The organism is Streptomyces cathayae (assembly GCF_029760955.1).
Classification (GTDB): Bacteria; Actinomycetota; Actinomycetes; order Streptomycetales; family Streptomycetaceae; genus Streptomyces; species Streptomyces cathayae.
Genome location: NZ_CP121682.1, coordinates 3870198 through 3891999 on the forward strand (window position 1 = coordinate 3870198; position 21802 = coordinate 3891999).

Annotated in this window: 20 protein-coding genes; 8 read left to right on the plus strand and 12 right to left on the minus strand. The window is 73.0% G+C overall.

The annotated features are described in order from the left end of the window. The first annotated feature begins 29 nt into the window (after positions 1 to 29). Positions 30 to 356 carry an antibiotic biosynthesis monooxygenase family protein gene (locus tag PYS65_RS17550; RefSeq protein ID WP_279334890.1) on the plus strand — a complete coding sequence of 109 codons (327 nt, stop codon included), beginning with the start codon at positions 30 to 32 and terminating at the stop codon, positions 354 to 356. 254 nt (positions 357 to 610) lie between these two features. On the opposite strand, the gene PYS65_RS17555 is transcribed toward PYS65_RS17550, so the two are convergent. From PYS65_RS17555 to PYS65_RS17575, 5 genes are all read right to left on the minus strand, one after another. Next, complete coding sequence (locus PYS65_RS17555) at positions 611 to 814, minus strand: cold-shock protein (protein ID WP_004985680.1); 204 nt, start codon at positions 812 to 814, stop codon at positions 611 to 613. Between the two features lie 241 nt (positions 815 to 1055). Then, entirely contained in the window at positions 1056 to 1436 is a 381-nt protein-coding gene (locus PYS65_RS17560) for a MerR family transcriptional regulator (protein ID WP_279334891.1), read from the minus strand. 178 nt (positions 1437 to 1614) lie between these two features. Further along, positions 1615 to 1986 (minus strand): DUF6479 family protein, encoded by a 372-nt coding sequence (locus PYS65_RS17565; protein WP_279334892.1) that lies wholly within the window; start codon positions 1984 to 1986, stop codon positions 1615 to 1617. 301 nt (positions 1987 to 2287) lie between these two features. Beyond that, positions 2288 to 3511, minus strand: a complete 1224-nt coding sequence (locus PYS65_RS17570; protein ID WP_279334893.1) for a cytochrome P450 family protein — start codon at positions 3509 to 3511, stop codon at positions 2288 to 2290. A 64-nt stretch (positions 3512 to 3575) separates the two neighbouring features. After that, positions 3576 to 4421 (minus strand): patatin-like phospholipase family protein, encoded by an 846-nt coding sequence (locus PYS65_RS17575; protein ID WP_279334894.1) that lies wholly within the window; start codon positions 4419 to 4421, stop codon positions 3576 to 3578. A 119-nt stretch (positions 4422 to 4540) separates the two neighbouring features. Here PYS65_RS17575 and PYS65_RS17580 point away from each other — a divergent pair, with 119 nt between their 5' ends. Next, positions 4541 to 5260 (plus strand): TetR/AcrR family transcriptional regulator, encoded by a 720-nt coding sequence (locus PYS65_RS17580; protein ID WP_279334895.1) that lies wholly within the window; start codon positions 4541 to 4543, stop codon positions 5258 to 5260. Between the two features lie 27 nt (positions 5261 to 5287). Here the strand turns inward: PYS65_RS17580 and PYS65_RS17585 are convergent, their stop codons facing one another. After that, on the minus strand, positions 5288 to 7081 hold the full coding sequence (locus tag PYS65_RS17585) for a glycoside hydrolase family 13 protein (protein WP_279334896.1): 1794 nt from the start codon (positions 7079 to 7081) through the stop codon (positions 5288 to 5290). Positions 7082 to 7386: 305 nt separating this feature from the next. On the opposite strand from PYS65_RS17585, the gene PYS65_RS17590 reads away from it, so the two are divergent. After that, a complete protein-coding gene (locus PYS65_RS17590; RefSeq protein WP_279334897.1) occupies positions 7387 to 8352 on the plus strand; it encodes an LAETG motif-containing sortase-dependent surface protein in 966 nt (321 codons plus the stop codon). A 343-nt stretch (positions 8353 to 8695) separates the two neighbouring features. Here the strand turns inward: PYS65_RS17590 and PYS65_RS17595 are convergent, their stop codons facing one another. Then, positions 8696 to 9721 (minus strand): nucleoside hydrolase, encoded by a 1026-nt coding sequence (locus tag PYS65_RS17595; protein ID WP_279334898.1) that lies wholly within the window; start codon positions 9719 to 9721, stop codon positions 8696 to 8698. Between the two features lie 257 nt (positions 9722 to 9978). Here PYS65_RS17595 and PYS65_RS17600 point away from each other — a divergent pair, with 257 nt between their 5' ends. Beyond that, complete coding sequence (locus PYS65_RS17600) at positions 9979 to 10797, plus strand: hypothetical protein (RefSeq protein ID WP_279334899.1); 819 nt, start codon at positions 9979 to 9981, stop codon at positions 10795 to 10797. Positions 10798 to 10836: 39 nt separating this feature from the next. On the opposite strand, the gene PYS65_RS17605 is transcribed toward PYS65_RS17600, so the two are convergent. Then, on the minus strand, positions 10837 to 11103 hold the full coding sequence (locus tag PYS65_RS17605; RefSeq protein ID WP_279334900.1) for a ribosomal protein L7/L12: 267 nt from the start codon (positions 11101 to 11103) through the stop codon (positions 10837 to 10839). Between the two features lie 62 nt (positions 11104 to 11165). After that, positions 11166 to 12509 (minus strand): helix-turn-helix domain-containing protein, encoded by a 1344-nt coding sequence (locus PYS65_RS17610; RefSeq protein ID WP_279334901.1) that lies wholly within the window; start codon positions 12507 to 12509, stop codon positions 11166 to 11168. Between the two features lie 98 nt (positions 12510 to 12607). Here PYS65_RS17610 and PYS65_RS17615 point away from each other — a divergent pair, with 98 nt between their 5' ends. Further along, positions 12608 to 12775, plus strand: a complete 168-nt coding sequence (locus PYS65_RS17615; protein ID WP_279334902.1) for a hypothetical protein — start codon at positions 12608 to 12610, stop codon at positions 12773 to 12775. 33 nt (positions 12776 to 12808) lie between these two features. Here the strand turns inward: PYS65_RS17615 and PYS65_RS17620 are convergent, their stop codons facing one another. Next, the gene (locus PYS65_RS17620) at positions 12809 to 13957 is read right to left on the minus strand and encodes a hypothetical protein (protein WP_279334903.1); all 1149 of its coding nucleotides are present in this window, start codon (positions 13955 to 13957) and stop codon (positions 12809 to 12811) included. A gap of 124 nt (positions 13958 to 14081) precedes the next feature. After that, complete coding sequence (locus PYS65_RS17625) at positions 14082 to 15284, minus strand: PP2C family protein-serine/threonine phosphatase (protein WP_279334904.1); 1203 nt, start codon at positions 15282 to 15284, stop codon at positions 14082 to 14084. Between the two features lie 138 nt (positions 15285 to 15422). Between PYS65_RS17625 and PYS65_RS17630 the strand changes: the two genes are divergently transcribed. Then, positions 15423 to 15863 carry a hypothetical protein gene (locus PYS65_RS17630; RefSeq protein ID WP_279334905.1) on the plus strand — a complete coding sequence of 147 codons (441 nt, stop codon included), beginning with the start codon at positions 15423 to 15425 and terminating at the stop codon, positions 15861 to 15863. Between the two features lie 479 nt (positions 15864 to 16342). Then, entirely contained in the window at positions 16343 to 17359 is a 1017-nt protein-coding gene (locus PYS65_RS17635; protein ID WP_279334906.1) for an endonuclease/exonuclease/phosphatase family protein, read from the plus strand. Between the two features lie 145 nt (positions 17360 to 17504). Here PYS65_RS17635 and PYS65_RS17640 read toward each other — a convergent pair whose 3' ends face one another. Next, positions 17505 to 19586, minus strand: coding sequence for a PhoX family protein (locus PYS65_RS17640; protein ID WP_279334907.1), 2082 nt, complete (start codon positions 19584 to 19586; stop codon positions 17505 to 17507). Between the two features lie 276 nt (positions 19587 to 19862). Here PYS65_RS17640 and PYS65_RS17645 point away from each other — a divergent pair, with 276 nt between their 5' ends. After that, positions 19863 to 21686, plus strand: coding sequence for a VWA domain-containing protein (locus PYS65_RS17645; RefSeq protein WP_279334908.1), 1824 nt, complete (start codon positions 19863 to 19865; stop codon positions 21684 to 21686). Positions 21687 to 21802 lie beyond the last annotated feature (116 nt).

Genomic DNA, 21802 nt, shown 5'->3' on the forward strand with positions numbered 1-21802 from the left:
TCCGCGCCGTGCTGCGGAACAATCGGAACATGAGCATCGTCAAGATCAACGTACTCACGGTCCCGGAAGAGCAGCGGGAGACACTGGAGCAGCGGTTCGCCGCGCGGGCGGGCGCGGTGGAGGGCTCGGACGGCTTCGAGTGGTTCGAGCTGCTGCGCCCGGTGGAGGGCACCGACACCTATCTCGTCTACACCCGCTGGCGGTCCGAGGAGGACTTCCAGCGCTGGATGGAGGGCCGCGCCCAGACCGCGCACGGCGGTGAGGGCGCACAGGGCGACCGTCCGAAGCCCGCGGCCACGGGGGCGACCCTGTGGTCCTTCGAGGTGGTCCAGCAGACCGGCCCCCAGCAGGCCTGACCCACCCCCTACGGCGTCCCCGCGTTCACCCGAACCGCGCAGACGGCAGCCACCCGTCCGGCGGAGAAGCACACGAGCCGACGAGCGGGCGATCGGGCGATCCACGGAAAGGGCCGGGCCGGATCAGCCGGCCCTTTCCCTCCCGGGGAGCGGAAACACGTACGGGAGCCCGGAGCCCGGAAAAACGGAGCAGGGGCCCCGCACCGATGTGCGGGGCCCCTGCTGAAATCCCTGTGTACTCGCGTACGTACGGGTCAGGCGGGAACGATGTTCTCGGCCTGCGGGCCCTTCTGGCCCTGCGTGACGTCGAAGGTCACCTTCTGGCCTTCCTGGAGCTCACGGAAGCCCGAGGTGGCGATGTTCGAGTAGTGGGCGAAGACGTCGGCGCCGCCGCCGTCCTGCTCGATGAAGCCGAAGCCCTTTTCCGAGTTGAACCACTTCACCGTACCGGTGGCCATATCAAATCTCCTGAGACAGTGCTGGGAAAACGCACTTTACGAATTCCCTCATCGTCGCGATGATCACCTGCCCGGAGAACCGGTAGCAAACTGGCAACCACAACTGCAACTGACGTCAGCCTAGCATGGACCATATCGACGGCAAGCGAGGAAAATCACCGAGAAATAATGCCGGCAACACGTTTAGGGAAATAGATTTCCGTGACGGACACTGGATTTCTGGTCCGGCGGGAACAGATTTTCAGTGGTGCTGGTGCACGGCGGTGTCCGCGTCCCGTCGGCGCAGCTCCTCGTTGAGCCGCTCGACCTGCTCCAGCCGCTCCTCCAGGCCGATGATGCGGCACGCGGCGTCGACCGGAGTCCCCTGGTCGACGAGCTCGCGGGCCCTGGCGGCGAGCTTCAGCTGGTGGCGCGAGTAGCGGCGGTGGCCGCCCTCCGAGCGCGTCGGGGTGATCAGTTCCGCCTCGCCCAGGGCGCGGAGGAAGGCGGGTGTCGCTCCGACCAGTTCGGCGGCCCTGCCCATGGTGTAGGCCGGGAAGTGGTCGTCGTCGAGCCGGTCGGCGACGGGCGGCCGGGCGTCGTCCGGCCGCCCGTCGGCATACGGCTGCCTCTCCGGGGGCATGCGCACCTTTCTGCGGACCGCAGGGGACACGGACCGCTACGGGGACGGGTTCCCCACACCGGAACTCTAATCGCCTCGGCGGAAAAACTGCCACGGCGCACACAGATATCCGCGCCTGCCCCTGCTTCCGCTCGCGGAGGGGGAACGGACACGGATCCCCCTCTCGCGAGGGGGTCGCTCAGACGTGCCCGGGACCTCCACTGCCGAAGCCGCCGCTGGAACCGGGCAGCCAGCGCCGCCGCTGCTGGTCCTTCCCCGTTCTGGTCGCGGCGTGACGGAGCTGGTAGGGCATGAGCCGTTCGCCGTCCCTGGACACCTTCGCGATCTCGTCCGGCTCCCGCATCTCCCGCATCTCGTGGACCGCACCGGTCTCCGGCAGCTTCGGCTGGTCCTCGGGGGCGGGGCGGGGCTCCTCCTGATCCATGACCTTCATGCCGACACGTACGGCCCAGACCAGCGCGCCGGCTATCACCAGCCCGCCGACGAAGGCCGCGAGCAGACTCAGCACTTGCTGGCTCGCGGCCAGCAGTTCATACGATGCCGTGTTCATGGTCCGATTATGGACGAGAAAGTGAGATAAAGCACTCGAATGCCCCACTTGTCCGTTCAGGGGCCCCGGCGGGCGTCCACGCTCATTCGGCCGCTCCGGCAGGCGGCGGCCTCCGCGCCATGACAAGTTACCGACGGAGGGAAGGCCGGAACGGGCCGTCGCGTCCCCACGTGTGCAGCTCGGGGCCCACCCCCGGCCTTCCCCCCTCACCCCGCCCCGTCCCGCAGACACATCGACGGGACCGGCGGCGCCGGCGCCTTCCCAGAGCAACGGCTTCCGGAGAGCCGGCCCGGCTCTCCGGTCAGCCCAGGCGCAGCGGTAGTTCCCTCAGGCCGCGCAGCAGGGTGCTCGTTCGCCAGGTGAGGGTCGTCGGGTCGGTGGCGAAGGCGAGGGAGGGGTAGCGGTCGAGGAGGAGGCGGAGGGCGATCACTGCCTCCGCGCGGGCCAGAGGGGCGCCGAGGCAGTGATGGAGGCCGTGGCCGAAGCCCAGGTGGCCCCGGGGGCGGCGGGTGATGTCGAAACGGTCGGGGTCCGGGAAGGCCAGCGGGTCACGGGAGGCCGCCGCCAGCGACACCAGCACCGCGTCTCCCGCGTCGACGCGGGTGCCGGCCAGGTCCAGCCCTTCGGCCGCGAAGCGGAACGCGCCCGCGTGGACGGGAGAGTTGTAGCGCAGCGACTCCTCGATCGTCCCGTCGACGAGTGACGGGTCGGCGCGGAGCCGGGCGAGCTGGTCCGGGTGGGCCAGCAGGCTGTGCAGGGTCGCCGAGATCAGGTTGACCGTCGTCTCATGACCGGCGACGAGGAGGAGGAAGGCCGTTCCGAGCAGTTCCTCCGGAGTGAGGCCGCCGGCTGTGGATCCGGGTTCGGGGGCGGGGCCCGCACTCGCGTCGTCGGTCGCCGTGGCCAGGGCCGCGAGCAGGGAGCCGTCCGGGGTCCGGGCCTTCTCGGCGGTCAGGTCGGTGAGGTAGCCGGCCAGGGCGCCCGCCGAAGCGGCGGCGTCCTCCTCACCGGTGGGCATGACCAGCTCGTTCGACCAGGTGTGGAAGGCCGTGCGATCCGCCGCGGGCACGCCCAGCACCTCACAGATCACCGTGACGGGCAGCGGCAGTGCGTAACCGCCCACCAGGTCGGCGGTGCCCTGCCCGGGCAGTTCCGCGAGCAGTTCCCGCGCGATGTCCTCGATGCGCGGACGCAGCCCGGCGATCCGTCCCGGTGCGAAGTGGCCCGCCACCAGTCGCCGCAGGCGCGTGTGCTGCGGTGGGTCGCTCTGGAGCATGTTGCGGCCGATGGCGTGACCGCCGTCGGTCCCCCAGGTCGCGGAGTGCCGGATGTCGTTGCGCAGCCGGGGGTCGGTCAGCGCACGGCGGACCGCCTCGTGCGTGACCACCAGCCAGCTGTCCCCGCTGCCGGGGACGTGGACGCGGTGCACAGGGCCCTTGGCGCGCAGCGCCGCGTGGACGGCGTACGGGTCGGCCGCCGGGTCGAGGTCCTCGGGGACCGGTTCCTTCGGGGTGGGCGCTCGCATGCCACCGTCCTTTCCCTGTCTGCTCCGTGTCTGCGGTGTCGTACCTCGGTCCACCGGGCTCACCTCACCGACCGGGCCATACGTCGGCCGTCGCGTCCGCCACGGCAACCCCCTGGGCGCGTCCCGCGCGGGCGGCGGCCGGGCGACGGACGTCGGCCGTCATGTCACGGCCCATGGCGCGGCGGGCCGCGGCGTTCGGCGTGACGAGGGTGACCTCGGTGCCCTCGGCCCTGAGAGCGGCCGCCTGCCGCCGGGCGTCGGGATGCGGGCCGACGGCCGAGGGAATCGGCGTGAGGGCCAGCACCCGCTCGTCACCGCGGGCCAGTTGGAGGTTGCCGGTGGAACGGGTGCCGCCGTCGATCCAGCGCCGTCCGGCAGCCGTGATCGGCGGCCACACCACCGGCACCGCACAGCCGGCGGCGACCGCCTCAAGGAGCGTGAGCCCGGAGTCGGCGTCGAAAGCGTGCACCTCTCCGGTCACGGCATCGACCGCGGTGATCCGCAGCCTCCCTCCGGCCGGCCAGTCGACGGCGCCCCGCAGCAGGGGGCGCAGGGCGTCGAACACCTCGGACTCGGGGCCGGTGCGCGCGGCGAGGGCGGTCCGTCCCAGACGCCGTACCGAACGGTCGGGGTCGCGGGAGCCGAGCGCGGCCCAGAGAAAGCGGAGCGTCGTGGGCAGGCCGGAGCCGATGTCGATCCGGTCGGCGCCGGTGAGCTGACGCTCGTACATCTCGGCCGGCGGCTCTCCCCCGAGCAGCCGGGAGCCGAAGATCGCGCCGGCCGAGGTGCCGATGACGACGTCCGCCCGGTCCAGGTCGATTCCGGCTTCCGCGAGACCGGCGAGCACCCCGGTCAGCCAGGCTCCGCCGACCGGGCCCCCGCCCCCGAGCACCAGCGCGGTTCCGCCCATCAGGTGTCCCTTCCGACGCTTCGAAGCAGCCTAAACGGGGAGTACTCCCCGTTTACTGTCCCGACGATAACATCCTCACCGGGGAGCACTCCCCGGTTCACGCGGAGACGGAGGGACGGATGGACGGAGGGACGGACAGAAGCGTCGGCCAGGACTCCACGGCCCCGGAGTCGCAGCCCGCGCCCCGGCAGCGGCGCGACGCCCGGCGCAACCGGGACCGGTTGGTGGCGGCGGCCCGCGAGGTGTTCGCCGAGCAGGGGCTCGACGCGCCGCTCGACGTGATCGCCCGCCGGGCAGGCGTCGGCAACGCGACGCTCTACCGGCACTTCCCCGCCCGCGCGGCACTCGTCGACGCCGTCTTCCGCGACCAGTTGACGGACACGATGGCGGCAGGCGAGCGGGCCCGGACCGCCCCCGACGCCTGGACGGGTCTGCACGACTACCTCGACGTCGTCTTCGGCACCCTGGCCGCCGACCGCGGCACCAACGACCTCATGACCACCCACCTGCCGGACGTCGAGTCCCTGCGGTCCGTGCACGCCCACAACCGCCGGACGGTGGAACTGCTGCTCGACCGGGGCCGGGAGGAGGGCACCGTGCGTCCCGACGTCACCACGGAGGACGTCCTGTTCGCCCTCGCCGCCCTGGGACGCGCCGTGCCGCCCCTCACCACGGCCGCCGGCCCCGACGCCTGGCGCCGCCCCCTCGCCCTGTTCCTCGACGGCCTGCGCACCGCCCCGGCGTCACCGCTGCCGGGTCGCGCCCTCACCGGTGCCGAACTCGGTGACGTGCTTCAGGAGATGGGTCCGCACCGGCCACGGGCCGGGGGAGCCGGGTGAGCACCCCCGGCCGGGGCGGGGGCGGGGTCAGGCGGCGGGGTGAGGGCTCGGGGTGGGGGGTGTTTCGGGGAGCAGCCATGCCGTGGTGTCCGGGTGCAGGCTGCCGTCGGTCAGGGGTGCGCTGGACAGCAGGACCTCGCCCGCGGGGAGGGGGACCGGGTCGGGGGACAGGTTGGCCACGCAGCGCCAGCCGTCGTTGCGGTCGAACCGCAGCACCCCGGCGGGGGTGTCCTCCGCCCAGGTCAGCGTCTCGCCCTCCTGGAGCTTGCGGCGCAGGCGCAGGGCCGCGCGGTACAGCTCCAGGGTCGAGCCCGGCACCCCCTCCCGCGCCTGCACCCCGTCCTGCGCCTCGACGGCGTACGCGCCGAAGTCCGGCGGCTGCGGCAACCAGGCGCCACCCGGGCCGAACCCGTACGACGGTCCGGTCCTCGTCCAGGGCAGCGGTACCCGGCAGCCGTCGCGGCCCTTGCGGACGTGGCCGGTCTGCTCCCAGACCGGGTCCTGGAGGACCTCGGTGGGCAGGTCGGCCACCTCGGGCAGGCCGAGTTCCTCGCCCTGGTAGACATAGGCCGAGCCGGGCAGCGCCAGCATCAGCAGGGTCGCCGCGTGGGCCCGGCGCAGCCCGGCGGCGGTGTCGACGGCCGGGGCGTGTCCGCCGGACAGCAGCCAGGCGTCGTCGTCCGTGCCCGGCGGCAGCATCAGGCGCGAGGCGTGGCGTACGACGTCGTGGTTGGAGAGCACCCAGGTCGCCGGGGCGCCGGCCGCACGGGCGGTCGCCAGCGAGTCGGTGATGACCCGGCGGAGCGCCTCCGCGTCCCAGGGGGCCTGCAGGTACTCGAAGTTGAAGGCCTGGCCCAGTTCGTCCGGCCGGGCGTACAGGGCGCGCCGGGCGCCGGGGACCCAGGCCTCCGCGACGGCCGTGCGGGGCGGGGAGTAGGCGTCGAGGATCTTGCGCCAGTCGCGGTAGATCTCGTGCACCTCGTCCCGGTCGTAGAACGGGTGGGTGCCGGGCGGGAACTCGGCGAGGGCGGCCTCGCCGGCCGGTCCAAAGGCTCCGAGGTCGCGCAGCGGCTCGCTCAGGTCCTTGGCGAGGGCGTGCGCGACGTCGACGCGGAAGCCGTCCACGCCCCGGTCGGCCCAGAACCGCAGGGTGGTGCGGAAGTCGGCGCGGACGTCCTCGTTCGCCCAGTTCAGGTCGGGCTGTTCGGCGGCGAAGAGGTGCAGGTACCACTGCCCGTCGGACACCCGCCGCCAGGCGCTGCCACCGAAGACGGACTGCCAGTCGGTGGGCGGGAGTTCACCCCGCGGGCCACGCCCGTCGCGGAAGACGTAGCGCTCGCGGGCCGGGGAGCCGGGACCGGCGCGCAGCGCCTCCTGGAACCAGACGTGCCGGTGGGAGGTGTGGTTGGGGACGATGTCGACGATCACCTTGAGGCCCAGGCGGTGTGCCTCGGCGACCAGCGCGCCGAAGTCGTCGAGGGTGCCGAGGCGCGGGTCGACGTCCCGCGGGTCGGCGACGTCGTAGCCGCCGTCGGCGAGTTCGGAGGGGTAGAACGGGCTCAGCCAGAGGGCGTCCACGCCCAGGGCGGCGAGGTGGGTGAGGCGCCGGGTGACGCCGCGCAGGTCGCCCAGGCCGTCGCCGTCGGCGTCGGCGAAGCTGCGGGGATAGACCTGGTAGACGACGGACTGCCGCCACCAGTCGGGGTTGCGCGAGGAGAGGTCGGGCGCGGAGAGGTCGGGCGCGGAGAGGTCGGGCGCGGCGCCGGACGGAACGCCCGGGGCGGGGGCCGGCGGGGCGGGCGGATCGGTGTGGTCGGTCACGCGGTCTCCTCCGGGTGGACGCGGATGACTGCATGAATCTGTCTAGAACGCCGCAAACATGAACACAGGGGCGGAGCGGAGGCATTCCCTCCTTGTGTGACGGGGACGTGAAGAATGCACAACTTCCCTTGCTTCGCCGCAGGTTGACAGGGTGATGCGACACGGCCACCATGAAGGCGCACTGAGGCACATGTGACCAATGAGCCTCGTGTTCCTTCGACCACTCATGCCCGGGACGGCCGGCCGCCGCGTGCTGCCCTGCCGCCCTGCCCCGGTCTCCGGCCCACGCCAAGAATGGGATCCGCATGTCCATAGCGAGACGTGTCCTCACCCGCCGCCTGCTGGGGACGGGCGCCGCGACCCTCGCCCTCTGCGCGGCCACCGCCGTCGCCGCGGCCTCCGCCTCCGCCCACAGCGCTCCCGGCGGGGACGGCTGGAAGTCGGGCGGCGACTACCGGCCGGGCACCGGTGCCGGCACGGTCACCGAGACCGACCGCTGCCAGTTCTCCCTCGACGGCAAGAACTTCTTCGACTCCGTCAAGGTCGACGACCAGAGCCTGCGGCCCAGTGAGGACGGCAAGGTCCGCATCGAGGTCCGCGCCGCCGGTGACGCGACCACCTGCACCGCCTCGCTCGCCTCCTACCTGGCGCACGGTGCCACCTTCGCCTCCTCCGGCGAGCAGGTCTTCGTCGACTTCGACACGGTGACGGTCAAGCCCGGCGCGACCGACTCCCTCGACATCTCCGTCCCGGACAAGGGCTGCTTCGCGCAGATCGACCTCTACCGGGGCGCCGTGAAGTTCGACGGCAAGCTGGACGCCGACGACGGCTTCGAGCACGGTGAGCTGCCGAAGGGGCCGGACCGTCCGGTCATCAAGGACAAGCTGATCGCGGCCTGGAACGGCGGCACCAGGGACTGCACCGCCGACACCCCGGCCGAGGAGCCGACTCCCGAGCCGTCCACCTCCGCGCCGGAGCCGGCAAAGCCGTCGGAGCCCGCCGAGGACACCGCTCCGCCGGCCTCAGAGACGCCGGGCGAGCCGTCCACGACGCCCGGCACCGACGCGCCCGACGAGTCCCCCTCCGAGCCGGCCACCGAGCCGGGCGCCTCGCCGAACGGCGGCAGCGACAACCTCGCGGAGACCGGCGCCGACGGCAACACCGGTCCGTTCGCGATCGGCGCGGCGGTTCTGCTGGCGGGCGGCGCGGCGCTCGTCGTGGTCACCCGCCGCAAGCGCGCCGGCGCGGGCGCGGGCACCGAGAGCCATTGACGTCCTCTCCTGCCCGAGGGCAGGAGATTCCGGTCGGTACCGCTTCGCGGTACCACCTCGGGTTCCTGTTTCACAGGCCACTGCCGACCGGTGAGGGTCGGTCTTACACGGCCTCCGCAGGCCTGACTTCCCGCCCGTCCGGCGGTAGGTCCGACAACTCCGTCGTCGGACAAGGCGATCTCAGCCATGCCGCCGCGCCCCTTCGGGCCACTACGGGCAGGATGCCCTACACCTCCACCCTGAAGGGTGGAGCACTGGGCAAGCGTTCGGTAGCACCCCCGTACACGCCCGGCCCGTTCCCCCGCGGGCCGGGCGTTCGCGGCTCCGGGGGCGGACAGCCGGCCTACCGCTGTGCTCCGGACCCTCCGTCCGCCGCGGTGGGCCGGCTGTGCGCCACGGTCGCCACGGTCTCCAGGTAGAGCCGCACATAGCGCTGTACGTCCACGTCCAGCCCGACGTCCACCAGGCACTGCTCGCGCGTGCCCTCGTGCAGTTCGGACTCGCCGGTCCGGGGGCGGCGGTCGACCACGGTCTGGCCGCGGGCCGGTCCGGGACCCAGGGAGACCTCGACGGGGAGCCGGTGGGTGGTCAGGCCCTCCGGATCGACGACCGCGCACAGCGCACCCGCGTCGCCGAGCCCGCCCGCGTCCTCGGTGGGGTCGTCGGGGGCGCTGCCGGGTGTCGCGGGCCGGTGGGCCAGCAGGTCACCGGCGAGCCGGGCGCCCGGTTCGGTGCTCGCGCGCAGCCCGCGCACCTCGGCCGCCGGGACGACGACCCGGCGGAACACGTCCAGGCCGTACATCGTGATCGGCACCCCCGCGGTGAGCAGGATCGCGGCGGCCTCCGGATCGTGCCAGACGTTGAACTCGGCCACCGGGGTGGCGTTGCCGGCGCCCACGGCGCCGCCCATGAACACGATCCGCTCGATGTTCCGGGTGACCTCGGGATGCGTCCGCAGCAGCAGCGCGATGTTGGTCAGCGGGGCGGTGGGCACCAGGGTGACCGGGCGCGGGGAGGCGAGGATCTCGCGGCGCAGCAGGGCCACCGCGTCCAGGTCCGCCGGGAGGCGCCGCGGGGCGGGCAGGCCGAGGTCGCCCATCCCGTCGTGGCCGTGGACGTGACGTGCGGAACGCGGCGCCTCGATCAGCGGGCGCTCGGCGCCTCTGGCGACCGGAATGCCGGGCGCGCCCGCCTGTTCCAGCACGGTGAGCGTGTTGTGGACGACGCCGTCCACGTCCGTGTTGCCGGCCACACAGGTCACCGCGCGCAGGTCGATTCCCGGGTGGCGGACGGCGAACAGCAGGGCCAGGGCGTCGTCGACACCCGTGTCGCAGTCGATGATCACCGGGATGGGCAGACCGTTCGGCACGGCGCGGACTCCTTCGGGACGGGGACCGGGGGCAGGGGCCAAGGGCGGGAACCACGGGCGGAAATCACGGACGGGCGGGGAACACAAAGATGACACGGAGGAGCCGCGAAGGGGGCGGGGACGGTTCCTCCCGAGCGCTCACCCGGACGGACCGCCGCGCTGGTGGGGCGGGCGGCTCGGTGGTGCCGTAAGAGCACGTCCCGACCCTGGGCGAGCAGAACACAGCCGCAGCCCGGCTCCACCAGGAGGCACCCCCGATGACGCACGCCCAGGCCGTCGCCCGCGCCCTTCTCGCCTCCGCGCTGTCGGTGTCCGCGCTGCTGACCACGGCCGCCTGTTCCGTCGGCGGGCGGGACGTGACCGGGACGGTGCTGCCGTCGCCCGTCTCCACCCGGGCCCCGGCCTCCTCGCCGTCCTCCGCCGCGCCGGCCGTCGAGCAGCCCTCCGCGTCACCGCCCGACGCCGGGCTGAGCGAGGACCAGGTCCGGGCCGCGCTGATCACGGAGACGGACCTGGGACAGCCCTGGGTGCCGACGCGGGGCGCGGCCACCTGGCGGGACGGGCTGCTCAAGGCGAGCACGAAGAACGCCGACTGCCGGCGTCTGCTCGACGTCCTCTACACCGAGGAGCTGTTCGGCACGCCGACCGGACCGCGGGCCGTGGTCGCCCTGGACGACGCCTACAACGGCGCCCAACTGCGCTACCAGGTCGCCGCGTACCGGCCCGCCGACGTGGACCGCACACTGAAGTGGCTCGGCGGACTGCCTCAGAAGTGCGGGGAATTCAAGGCGACGACCAAACGGGACGGCGTGCAGGCGGCCGAGGTCGACGCGTTGCGGCTGCCGGAGATCGGGGACGCGCGGCAGGCGTTGCGGGTCAGCATGACCGGCAAGGCGGCCGACGGGGAGTCGACGCATCTCACCCTGGACGTCGCGGTGGTCCGCATCGGTGAGGACACCCTCACCCTCACCAACGGCGGATTCGGCGAGGTCCTGTCCGAACTCACCCAGGTGATCGCGGAGTTCGGGGCGGACCGGCTGACGGAGATCAGGAAGCAGGGGCGCGCGGAGATCTGACCGCGGGGCCGCTCGCCGGTGCCGCCCACCCGGTACCACTCAGCCCAGGCGGTCCACGGCCTCCTTGGCCTCGGCCAGGCCCGCTCCGGTGACCTCGCGGTAGGTCTTGACCGCCTGGATCCTCTTGCCCTCCCGCACGAGCGCGACGATCTCGTCCCGGCGCGGAACCTCCTCGTGCAGGTCCAGGTGCTCGAGCACCAGGTCGAGCTTGCGCTCGAGACGGGCGGCACGGCGGTCGGCCCGGGAGATCTCGAACTTGATGGTCATGATGCCGAGGAACACGATGAGGAAGGCGACTGCGTCCATTCCGGCATCCTAGGCAACCGGAGCGGCACTCACCCGGAGGGTTTCGCCCTCGGCGCCCCTGCTCAGACCGGGGGCTGGGCCGGGGCCGGCCCCAGGGTCGTGGTGCCCGGGGCCGTGCGGTGGCCGAGACCGGTGCGGTAGGCGTCCAGGGCGGCCTCGACGCGGCCGGTGCGGCGGAGCAGGTCGCCGAGGAGGCGGCACAGGTCGGCCAGGTCACCGGCCGCACCCGCCCGCTCCAGCAGGCTCATCGCGCGGACGTAGTGCTCCTCGGCCTGCTCGGTGTCGCGCACGTCCTCGGCGATGATGCCGAGCAGCCGGTGCGCCGCCGCCGCGTGCACCGCGCCCCGTTCGGGGGAGAGGCCGCCGAGCACGTCCCGCAGCAGGCCGGCCGCCTCCCGCGAACTCCCGCGCCGGTGCAGTACGTCGGCCAGCTCCACGGTGACCTGACTGCTGTAGAGGACGGCACGGGTGGCCGACAGCATCTCCAAAGCCCGACGCAACTCGCCTTCCGCCAGATCGAGTTCGCCGTTCTGCGCGTACACGTACCCGCGCATCCAGTGGCAGTTGGCGAGCTCCGTACGCAGGTGCAGCCCGCGGTACAGCTCGGCCGCCTTGGCCAGCGAGGCGTCGGCCTCGGTGATCCGGCCCTCGGCGAGCAGGGTGCGGGCGACCGACCGGTGCATGCGCGCCACCAGTGCCGGGTCGCCGGCCTGCGGGGCGAGCGCCAGTGCGAGCTCCGCCGCCTGGGCGGCACGCGCGTGTGCGCCCATGTCCATGTACGGGCCGATCGCGCTGGCGTAGAGCAGCAGCAGCGCGTCCGGGTCGTGCAGCCCGGACCGGTTCAGCTCGTCGATGGTGGACTCCAGCAGGTAGACCGCGTACCGGAGTTCGCCCGCGAGGTAGTGCGCGACGGCCCGGCCGCGCAGCGCCGGCACCCGGGCCTGCAGCGGGGCGTCGGCGAGACGTTTCTCCGCCCGTTCGAAGTACTCGCGTCCGGGCTCCAGTTCACCGGTGTCCAGTGCGCACTCGCCGAGCCCGAGCAGCGCGGCGGCCTGCTCCTCGGCGAGGTCCTGCTCCTCGGCCTCGGCGAGCAGCCCGGAGTACTGCCGCACCGCCGTCGCGGCCTCGCCGAGGGCGAGGGAGCGCTGGGCCTCGGTCAGCCGGAGCCGTAACTCGGTGACGAGTCGCGCCGAACGCCCGGTCGCCAGCTCGTCGAACGTGACTCCGAGCCGGTCGGCGAGATGCCGCAGGGCGTCGTCGGAGGGCCGCACCCGCCCGGCCTCCAGCGTGGAGACGTAAGCAGGGGTGTACACCGGCTCGGCCAGCTGTTTCTGGGTCAGCCCGCACTGCACGCGCAGCCGCTGCACCCGGCGCCCGATGGTGTCCGGATCGTCACGCTCCCCCACTGCCAACTCCCCCTGTGCCTATTGCTGTTCGAGACTGACACCCTCTAGGTTAAACGCCGGATTAAACCCGCTTAACCCGTTGCTGTTGCGAGGTCGTCGTGCTGGAACGCATTCGCACCACCAGGCGTTACGCCAGAGGCTTCGTCGCGGCCGTCGCCGCGGTCGCCGCACTGGTCCTGGCAGCCAACGCGGGCCCGGCCAAGGACACCCACGCCGAGGACTCGGAGCAGCACACCACGGCCCCGGTGGAGGCCTCGGTCCGCTAGGGCCTGTCCGGCGGCTCGAGCCCCGGAGGCTCCTCAGCTCTGTGTCTGCAACTGGCTGAGCTGCCGCCGTACGTGGTCCAGGGCCCCCTGCTGCCGTCCGGGCACGCGGGCACGCAACTCCGCCAGCAGCGGGCCGAGTTCACGGGCCCGTGCCGGGTCTGCGATCCGGCCCCACTGGTGGTGCGCCCGGTCCACGGCCGTCTCGACGACGGAGGCGTCCACCGCCTGGCCGGTGTTCAGCCGTGCGGCGGCCACCGTCAGCCAGGTACGGCAGCTGAGCACCGCGTCCCCGGCCAGCATCGCCAGATCGGCACGGACCTCGGCCCAGTGCAGCGCCTCCTCGGAGGCGGGCCCGTACGCGAGGACGGCACTGTGCTCGTGCCGCGCGGCGAGCGCGTCGGCGTCCGCGTGACGGCCGGACCGCACGGCCGCCGTGATGGCCGCGTGCGGGTCCCCCGGGGCGGGCCCGGAGCCGCGCCGGGCCAGTACGAGACCGGGGTGCTCGCTCTCCGCGGCGACCCGGGTCAGCGCCTGCCGGTGCAGTTCCTCGTTCGACGGGCGCCGTCCGCTGCGCAGCAGCGTCGCGACCGCCTTCATGTACGCCGGCACCGCGACCGTACGGCGGGAGGACGGCGGCGCGACACGGCCGTACAAGGCGGTGTCGCGGCCGGAGTCCAGCACGAGCGGCGCCGGGACCGGCGCCGGGGTCTGCGGGACGGGCTGCTGGCGGGGCAGCAGCCGGGGCGTCCGCGGGGAGCACAGTGCCTGCCAGCTCTCCGGGTCCGCGTACAGGTCGAGGATCAACGTCGTGGCGCCCGGCGGCCGCAGCCGCAGCTCCTCCCGGAACCAGTGCCACGGGAACGCCGTGTAGCGCGCGGTCGACGCGGTGGTGCGGGCCAGCGCAAGATGGGGCAGGCGCTGGCGGCGGTCGAGCAGCAACTGCCCGGTGACGTACACGGTGAGCGGTCCGGGAGCGGTCGCGGCGGCACGCAGCCGGGTCAGGACGGCCTGCGGCTCGAGCGGGTCGGCGAGTTCGACGACGTTCGCGGTGTCCGTGCCGGACAGCACGGCGGGCGGTACGGCCGCGAGGACGGGGAGCACCGACGCCGCGTCCACCAGCCGCCCCCGCCCCAGCGGCGAGGCCGCCAGCAGCAGCACGGTCCCGGGCGTGGTTCCTGACACGGTTCCCTCCCTCTGTCGAGCACCCGGTCGATCGGCCCGTCGACCGACCTGTCGACCGGCCTGTCGACCGGCCCGTCGATCACCCAGACCAGCACCGTAACCGCTGTGGTTCCCGTCGGGGGGCTCAGATCCGTGAACGTCCCCCTTCGGGGCGTTCGCCCTCGGGCGCGCGGATCCGGCGGACGGCGAAGACGGTCGTGTCGTCGGACAGCCGGCCGCCACTGTGCCGGAGCGTCCCTTCTCGCACGAAGGCAGCCAGCCGGTCCGGTTCGGCGAGGCCCGGATCCCGCGTGACCGCCCGCGCCACCTCCTCGGCGAGCCGGTAGAACGCCCCGTGGGCGTCCCGCGCCTCGGTCACCCCGTCGGTGACCACCAGCAGCGTCTCGTCGGCGGCCAGCGACAGCCGGTGCACGCGCACCGGGGCGGGGTCCAGCTCGCGCAGACCCAGCGGAAGACCACCGGTCACGGACAGCGAGCGGACGCTGCCGGGCCTCACGGCCAGCGGCGGTTCGTGGCCGAAGACGACGACCTCCACCGTGTCGGAGGGAGCCACGGGAAAGCCCAGCAGCACGGCGGTGGCGAAGCGGTCGGCATCGGTCCGGCCGAGGGCCCTGACGTAGTCCCGGTGCCGCAGCATCCGCTGCTCCAGGCGCTCGGCGACGGCCGCCAGCTCCGGCTCGTGGGGGGCCGCCTCACGGAACGTGCCGAGCAGTACCAACGCCGTCTCGACCGCGCCCAGCCCCTTGCCCTGGACGTCCCCGAAGAGGACCCGGGTGCCGTACGGACCCGGCTGGATGTCGTAGAAGTCACCGCCGACCCGGGCGCGGGCCTCCGCGCTGAGGTAGACGCCCGCGTGCTCCAGGCCGCCCCAGAACGGCGGCAGGGGGCGCAGCACCGTGCGGCGGACCGTGTCGGCCACGTCCCGCATGTACAGCGCGCGCCGCTCACCGCGCACCCGGACCGCGCACGCCAGTGTCGCCAGGACACCGCCGACGGTGACGAGGATGAAATCGGGCAGCCCCGTCTGGAACTCGTGCAGCCAGACGCTGTCGACGACCCAGAAGGTGCCGATCGCGAGCACCGCGAACACGGCCGTGCCCCACACCCCGCAGATCGCGGCGGCGATGCCCGGCACCAGCACGATCCAGGAGATGATCCGGAACACTCCGCCGGTGTGGTAATCGACCGCCGCGATGACGACCAGCAGCAGGAGCGGCGGCACCCAGGCGACACTGCGTCCTCGTACCCGCAGCAGTTCGTACCGGTGCAGGGCGTCCCCGCGACCGGCCCGGGAGTACCGGTCGTCTCCCTTGCTGCCCTGACGCACCGCCCCAGCGAAGCACGCGGCCGCACGGCACGCATCCGGTCGGTACGCCGACTTGCCGACGGCCCCGTACCGGTGTGCTCTGGAGGAGCAAGCGAGGAGAAACCCGTTCAGGGGAAGCCGAGAGGGAGGAGCGCTCTCATGGCTCATGCGGCACCCAGACCCAGGACCGTGAGCAGGCGGCCCGGCACGATCCGCGTCTTCAGCGACCGGACCCACAGCGTCGCCAAGCTGGCGGTGCCCGTCGTCCTCGGGCTCGTCTACGGCTACTGGGCGGCGGCCAACGCCCGCTACGGCGGGCCCATCACCGGCTGGAACCTCCTGTTCGGGTTCCTCACCGCGCTGGTGTTCGCCGTCCTGTGCGCGGCCCTGCTGAACATCGCGCCGAAGCTGCGCCGCGAAGTGCACGCGGTGCTGTGGGCCGCCTTCTCCGGCATCGCGATCGGCTTCCTCGTCAACCAGTCCCACACCAGCGTGCTGCGGTCGACGGTGTTGGGGCTGGCGACCGCGGCGGCCGTCTTCGCGTTCCTGTTCTACCGCTACTACACGCACGAGGACGCGAAGGGCCACCGCATCGAGTGACACGGCCTCCTCGTCCGCCCCCGCGGCCTCCTTCGCGGCGGCCGCCGGCTCCTCCGCTGCGGATGCCGGCTTCTTCACGGCGGCCGCCGGTCCGGCGTCGTGGGCGCCGGGCAGGTGAACGCGGGGCGGGCGATCCGGGTGATCCGGGTGATCCGGGAGCCTCAGGCATCCCGGCACTCCGGATACCCGCCCCACGTTCACCTGTCCGGCCCCGGCACCTCGGCCGGGGAGATGCCTCCCGCCGCCGAACCGCCCCGCCACGAGCCGACCCCCGCACGCCTGCGCGACGCCCCGCCGGTGGCGCCCGTCGCCCCGGCGTGCCTGCTCGCACCCCGCGGCACGCTCGCGTCCTGGCCGTCGCCCGCGCCGGGCGCGGGCCCGAGCGCGGATCACCGCAACCTCCCGCCGTGCGCCCTCGTCCTTGAGGGAGGATCTCCGTGTATCCCGGTGCATCCCACCCGCGAGCGGAAGGCCGGACGTTGGACACTGCGACTGCCGAGTGGGCGGCCACCCAGGACGACGCCGGACGCCACGACGCCGGACACCGCGGCGGCGGGCGACGGTTCGGCGCGTGGTGTGCGGCGCTGCTCTTCGCCGGGGTGAGCGCCGTCGTCGGCTGCCGGACCCTCGGCACCGACGGCGTCACCCCGGTGCCCCAGCTGCTCGCGTTCCTGCCCTGGCTGCTGGTGCCCACCGCCGCCGGGCTGCTGTGCACGGTGCTCGCCCGGTGGTGGACCGGCGCGGTGTGGGGCGTCGCCCTGCTCGGGCTGCTGGCCTGGTTCGTCGAGCCGTACGGGAAGACCGGCGCGCCCGCCGGGCCCCCCGTCGCCGAGCTGCGGGTCATGACCTCCAACGTCGAGTTCGGCCGGGCCGCCGAAGGGCTGGTCGACGCCGTGCTCCGGGAGAAACCCGACCTGGTGTTCGTCCAGGAGTGCGAGTACACCTGCGACGCGGTGCTGAAGCGGGAGCTGGCGGCCGCCTATCCGCACCGGCGGGCCGTGGCGGGCGGCGGCTCCGAGGGCTCCGTCATCCTCAGCCGCTTCCCGCTCCGGGGCACCGACGGCGTCCCCGGCACCATGGGCATGCCCGGCGCCGTCGCCGACGTCGACGGACACGCGGTACGGCTCCAGCTCGCCCACCCCATGCCGCCGCTCCCCGGCCAGGTGGACCTCTGGCAGCGCGAGCTCGGCAGGCTGCGCGACGCGGCCGCCGCGGACCGGACGACCCCGACGGTGCTCGCCGGGGACTTCAACGCCTCCCAGGACCACGCCGCCTTCCGGCGCATCCTCGACACCGGCCTCAGCGACGCCGCCCGGCTGGACGGCTCGTACCGGATCCCGACCTGGCCGGCCAGGACCACTCCGAGGTTCGGCGCCCAGATCGACCACGTGCTGGTGTCCGAGCGGTTCGCCGCGGACCGGGCCCGCTTCCTCGACCTCGCCGACACCGACCACCGCGCGCTGGTCGTCGACCTGACCCTGCACCGCGGCGGCTGACCCGGGCCCGGCCCGCGCCGCACCGCACCGCACCCGGAGACGGACGGGGTGCGGGCCCCCTCGGGAGCCCGCACCCCGTCCGTGTGCGTATCGGCAGCCGCCGACTCGGTCTCCGCCGATGCCGGCGTCGACTCAGGCGCAGGCGTCAGACGCCGATGTCCTGCCCGTCGGCACGCCACACGGCGACCACGGACGGCCGGACGTACGTGCCGGGTCCGTCGGGCCAGGTGCTGCCCGGATTGTCGACCGACGCCCCGTCCACCTCGCCCGGGTGCTGCACGGCGACCAGCACCCGCCGGTCCTGGATGATCGGGCCGCAGGTCTCCGCGCCCCTCGGCACGGTCAGGAACTGCTTCAGCTCACCGCGCCGCTCTCCGCGCGTGGCGACACCGAAGAGCCCGTCGTGCGAGCCAAGGGCGGCACCGTCGGTGGAGATCCACAGGTTGCCGTGGTCGTCGAAGGCGACGTTGTCCGGGCAGGAGATGGGGCTGACGGAGTCCTTGGGGAAACCGGCGAAGTACGTCGCCGGGTCCTGCGGGTCGCCCGCCACCAGGAACAGCGACCAGGCGAACTTCGTGCTCTCCGGCCGGTTCCAGCGCTCGGTCAGCTCCAGGATGTGGCCGTGCTTGTTCGCGTTGCGGGGGTTGGCCTCGTCCGCCTTGGGGTTCGAGCCGACACCGCGGTGGGAGTTGTTGGTCAGGGCGACGTAGACCTTGCCGGTGACCGGGTTGGGCTCGACGTCCTCGGGCCGGTCCATCTTGGTGGCGCCCACCTTGTCGCCGGCGAGGCGCGTGAAGACGAAGACCTCCTCGGCGGTCATGCCCTCGACGTGCGAGACGGCACCGCGGGCGGTGGCGGTGGCCAGCGGGATCCACTGACCGCTGCCGTCGAACTCGCCGTCCTTCGGGAGCTTGCCGGTGCCGTCGATCTCGAGGGCCGGCGAGTCACCGGTCAGCTTGGCGACGTACAGGGTGCCCTCGTCGAGCAGCGTGAGGTTGTGCTCGCGCGCGGCCCGGCTGTTGCCGTGCCTCATCCGCTTGCTGCCGACGAACTTGTAGATGTAGTCGAACCGCTCGTCGTCACCGGAGTAGATGACCGGACGCCCGTCGTGCGTCAGCCGCACGGTCGCGGCCTCGTGCTTGAACCGGCCGAGCGCGGTGCGCTTGCGCGGGGTGGAGTCCGGGTCGTACGGGTCGAGTTCGACGACGTACCCGAAGCGGTGCACCTCGTTGGGCTCCCGCGCGAGGTCGAAGCGCTGATCGAAGCGCTCCCACTTGCGGCCGGAGGCACCGGTGCCGACCCCGTAGCGCTTGTCGGTGGCGCTGCTGCCGTTGGCGAAGTACTGGTTGAAGTTCTCCTCGGCGTGCAGCGTGGTGCCCCACGGGGTCGTGCCGCCGGCGCAGTTGTTGAGGGTGCCGAGCACCTTGCGGCCGGTCGGGTCGGCGGAGGTCTTCACCAGGTCGGACCCGGCAACGGGGCCGGTCAGGCGGAACTCGGAGGTGACCGTGAGACGCCGGTTGAGGTGGTGCCGGGTGACGGGCGTCAGCTTGCCGCTCTTCTTGTCCTCCTCGACGACGACCGCCGCGAGCCCGTGCGCGGCCCAGGCGATCTCCACCTGCTCACGGGTGGGGTTCTCGGAGTCGTAGTCGCGGAACATGAGGATCTCGTCGGTGTACTCGTGGTTGGCCACGAGCACCTGCCGGCCACGCTCGCCCTTGAGGGGGAGCAGCGCGAGGAAGTCGACGTTGTACCCGAACTGCCCGGCCTGCGCGGCGGCGGTCTGGTTCTCGGGGTCGAAGGCGGGCGCTCCGCGCAGGATGGGCTCGCCCCAGCGGACGACGACGTTCTGGCGGTAGCCCTCCGGCACGGTGACGGCGTCGGCGGTGTTGGGCGCGACCGGCGTGAACCGCAGACCGCGGGCACCCTGCGCCTTGTTGTTGCCGTGGCCGTGGCCCTTCCCCGCCGCGGGCACCGCCTGGGCCTCGGGGGCACCGGCGAGGTTGACGGCGCCGGCACCGGCCGCGACGACCGTGACGGCGGCGGCGGCCCGCATCATCGAACGGCGGCTGAGGGCGTCGGAGATCACGTCACCGACGTACTCGTTGGAGCTGGTGTTGGGCACCTCGTGGAAGCAGGCGTCACCACACCGGAAACGACAGGTCATGGCGGACCGGCCGCCGGGGTGCGAACCGGACGGCGTTCCGATCAACGGCAGCAGCTTGCGCACGTTTTCTCTCCTTGGAAACCCGGGGTGTCAGCGTGACCGTAGGAGCACATACGTGCGGCAGCCGGGCGCCGGGGTGAACGGAGAGTGAACCTGCGGAAGCATGAAGGGAGTTGCCGAAAGCACGGCGCGTCGGCGCGCGCGGGCCGGATAACGGCCTTGACAAGTGCGGCGCCCGATACCCGACCCTACCCAAGATCGCCCACAAGGGCCGCTAACCTTACGTGTCCGTCCTGGCCAGGGATTGACGGGCTACAACTCACGCGAAGGGTTGCGCACATGGGCATTCTCACTCTCCTGCGGAACGCGTTCGGTCGGTCACGCAGGGCGAACACCGCAGAGGCGGAGGGTGCGACGCCGGTCGCCGAAACGGACGGTGCGGAACAATCCGCCCGTGCGGACGAGGCGACCGCGGCCACCCCGACGCCGCCCGACCGGACCGACGAGCCCGCCGCGGCCGCACCGGCGGCCCCGAGGCTTCCGTCCCCCTCCCCCGAACCGACACCCACGCCGACGCCGACGCCGACGGCCGAGGTCTCCGTCCCGGAACCCCGTTCCGACGAACACGACCTCGTCTCGGCGGCCTTCGACAACGCAACGCCCCCGACCCCCACCACCCCGGAGCCCAAGGCAGCCGAGCCCGAGGTCGCACCCGAGCCCGAGGCGAAGGCCGAGACCGAGGTCAAGGCCGAACCTGAGACCACCCCCGAAGCCGAGGTCCCCTCCGAAGCTGAGGCCACCCCCGAAGCCAAGGCGGATCCCGAGCCCGAAGCCGAGGCCGAGCCTGAGGCGAAGCCCGAGGCCAAGCCTGAGCCCGAGGCCACCCCCGAAGCCGAGGTCCCCTCCGAAACTGAGGTCCCCTCCGAAACTGAGGCCACCCCCGAAGCCAAGGCGGATCCCGAGCCCGAAGCCGAGGCCGAGCCTGAGGCGAAGCCCGAGGCCAAGTCTGAGCCCGCACCCGAAGCTGAGGTCACCCCCGAGGCGGAGGCGGAGGCGGATGCCGAGCCCGAGGTGGAGGCCGAGGTGGAGGCGAAGGCCGAGGTCGAATCCGTACTCGAGCCCGAGGCCAAGCCCGTACTCGAGCCCCGGACCGAGGTCGCACCCGAGCCGGAAGCGAAGCCTGAGGTCGCGGCCGAGGCAGAAAACTCGCCCGAGACCCCCGAGCCCTCGGCGGCCCCCGAGCCCGAGCCGAAGCCCGAGGCCGCAGCAGAGCCCAAGGCCGTAGCCGAGCCGGAGGCGGAGGCGGAGGCGGAGCCCGAGCCGAAGCCGATGACGGCTGCCGCCCCGGAAGCACAGCCGGAACCGGAGCCTGAGACCGCACCCGCACCCGCACCCGCCGGTGGCGAGGACACCCCGCAGGGGCCACCCGCACCCGACAACGAAAGCCGCACGGGTGGTGCGGGTGGGAACCCCACCGAGGCCGAAGGCGAAGCCGAGGCCGAGCCGACCACCACCCCCTCGCTGCCGCAGGCACTCACCACCGCCCACACCACCGCCGCCGCCACCCTCGCGGAGCACAACCTCACCGGCACCCGCGCCGCCGTCTACCTCGTACTCGACCGCTCCGCGTCCATGCGCCCGTACTACAAGGACGGCTCCGCACAGGCCCTCGCCGAGCAGACCCTCGCCCTCGCCGCCCACCTCACCGCCGACCCCGAGGCCACCACGGTCAAGGTCGTCTTCTTCTCGACCGAGGTCGACGGCACCGGCGAGCTCACCCTCACCGACCACGAGAACAAGATCGACACCCTGCACGCCTCCCTCGGCCGCATGGGCCGGACCAGCTACCACGCGGCCGTGGCCGAGGTCCTCGCCCTGCACGACAAGGCCGCCCCCGCGGGCACCCCCGCCCTGGTGGTCTTCCAGACGGACGGCGCCCCCGACGCGAAGACCCCCGCCACCCAGGCCCTCACCGAGGCGGCGAAGACCCACCCCGCGGTCTTCTTCTCCTTCGTCGCCTTCGGTGACCCGGAGAACAAGGCCTTCGACTACCTCCGCAAGCTCAAGACACCGAACACCGCCCACTTCCTCGCCGGCCCGTCCCCCCTGGAACTCACCGACAAGGAGCTCTACGAGGCCGTCCTGGAGTCCTGGCGCCCGTAGCCCCACGGGGGGCACCCCCAGCACGTCCCGCGCCGCCCGCTTCTCAGCACGTAGAACGAGAAGCGGGCGGCGCACCCGTGTCGGCTACGATTTGGAGATTCCGTACGTTTCAACCT

Bases quoted from the DNA above. Each gene is read 5' to 3' on its own strand.
- PYS65_RS17550 (WP_279334890.1), top strand. From the start codon at position 30: ATGAGCATCGTCAAGATCAACGTACTCACGGTCCCGGAAGAGCAGCGG.
- PYS65_RS17555 (WP_004985680.1), bottom strand. From the start codon at position 814: ATGGCCACCGGTACGGTGAAGTGGTTCAACTCGGAAAAGGGCTTCGGC.
- PYS65_RS17560 (WP_279334891.1), bottom strand. From the start codon at position 1,436: ATGCCCCCGGAGAGGCAGCCGTATGCCGACGGGCGGCCGGACGACGCC.
- PYS65_RS17565 (WP_279334892.1), bottom strand. From the start codon at position 1,986: ATGAACACGGCATCGTATGAACTGCTGGCCGCGAGCCAGCAAGTGCTG.
- PYS65_RS17570 (WP_279334893.1), bottom strand. From the start codon at position 3,511: ATGCGAGCGCCCACCCCGAAGGAACCGGTCCCCGAGGACCTCGACCCG.
- PYS65_RS17575 (WP_279334894.1), bottom strand. From the start codon at position 4,421: ATGGGCGGAACCGCGCTGGTGCTCGGGGGCGGGGGCCCGGTCGGCGGA.
- PYS65_RS17580 (WP_279334895.1), top strand. From the start codon at position 4,541: ATGGACGGAGGGACGGACAGAAGCGTCGGCCAGGACTCCACGGCCCCG.
- PYS65_RS17590 (WP_279334897.1), top strand. From the start codon at position 7,387: ATGTCCATAGCGAGACGTGTCCTCACCCGCCGCCTGCTGGGGACGGGC.
- PYS65_RS17600 (WP_279334899.1), top strand. From the start codon at position 9,979: ATGACGCACGCCCAGGCCGTCGCCCGCGCCCTTCTCGCCTCCGCGCTG.
- PYS65_RS17605 (WP_279334900.1), bottom strand. From the start codon at position 11,103: ATGGACGCAGTCGCCTTCCTCATCGTGTTCCTCGGCATCATGACCATC.
- PYS65_RS17630 (WP_279334905.1), top strand. From the start codon at position 15,423: ATGGCTCATGCGGCACCCAGACCCAGGACCGTGAGCAGGCGGCCCGGC.
- PYS65_RS17645 (WP_279334908.1), top strand. From the start codon at position 19,863: ATGGGCATTCTCACTCTCCTGCGGAACGCGTTCGGTCGGTCACGCAGG.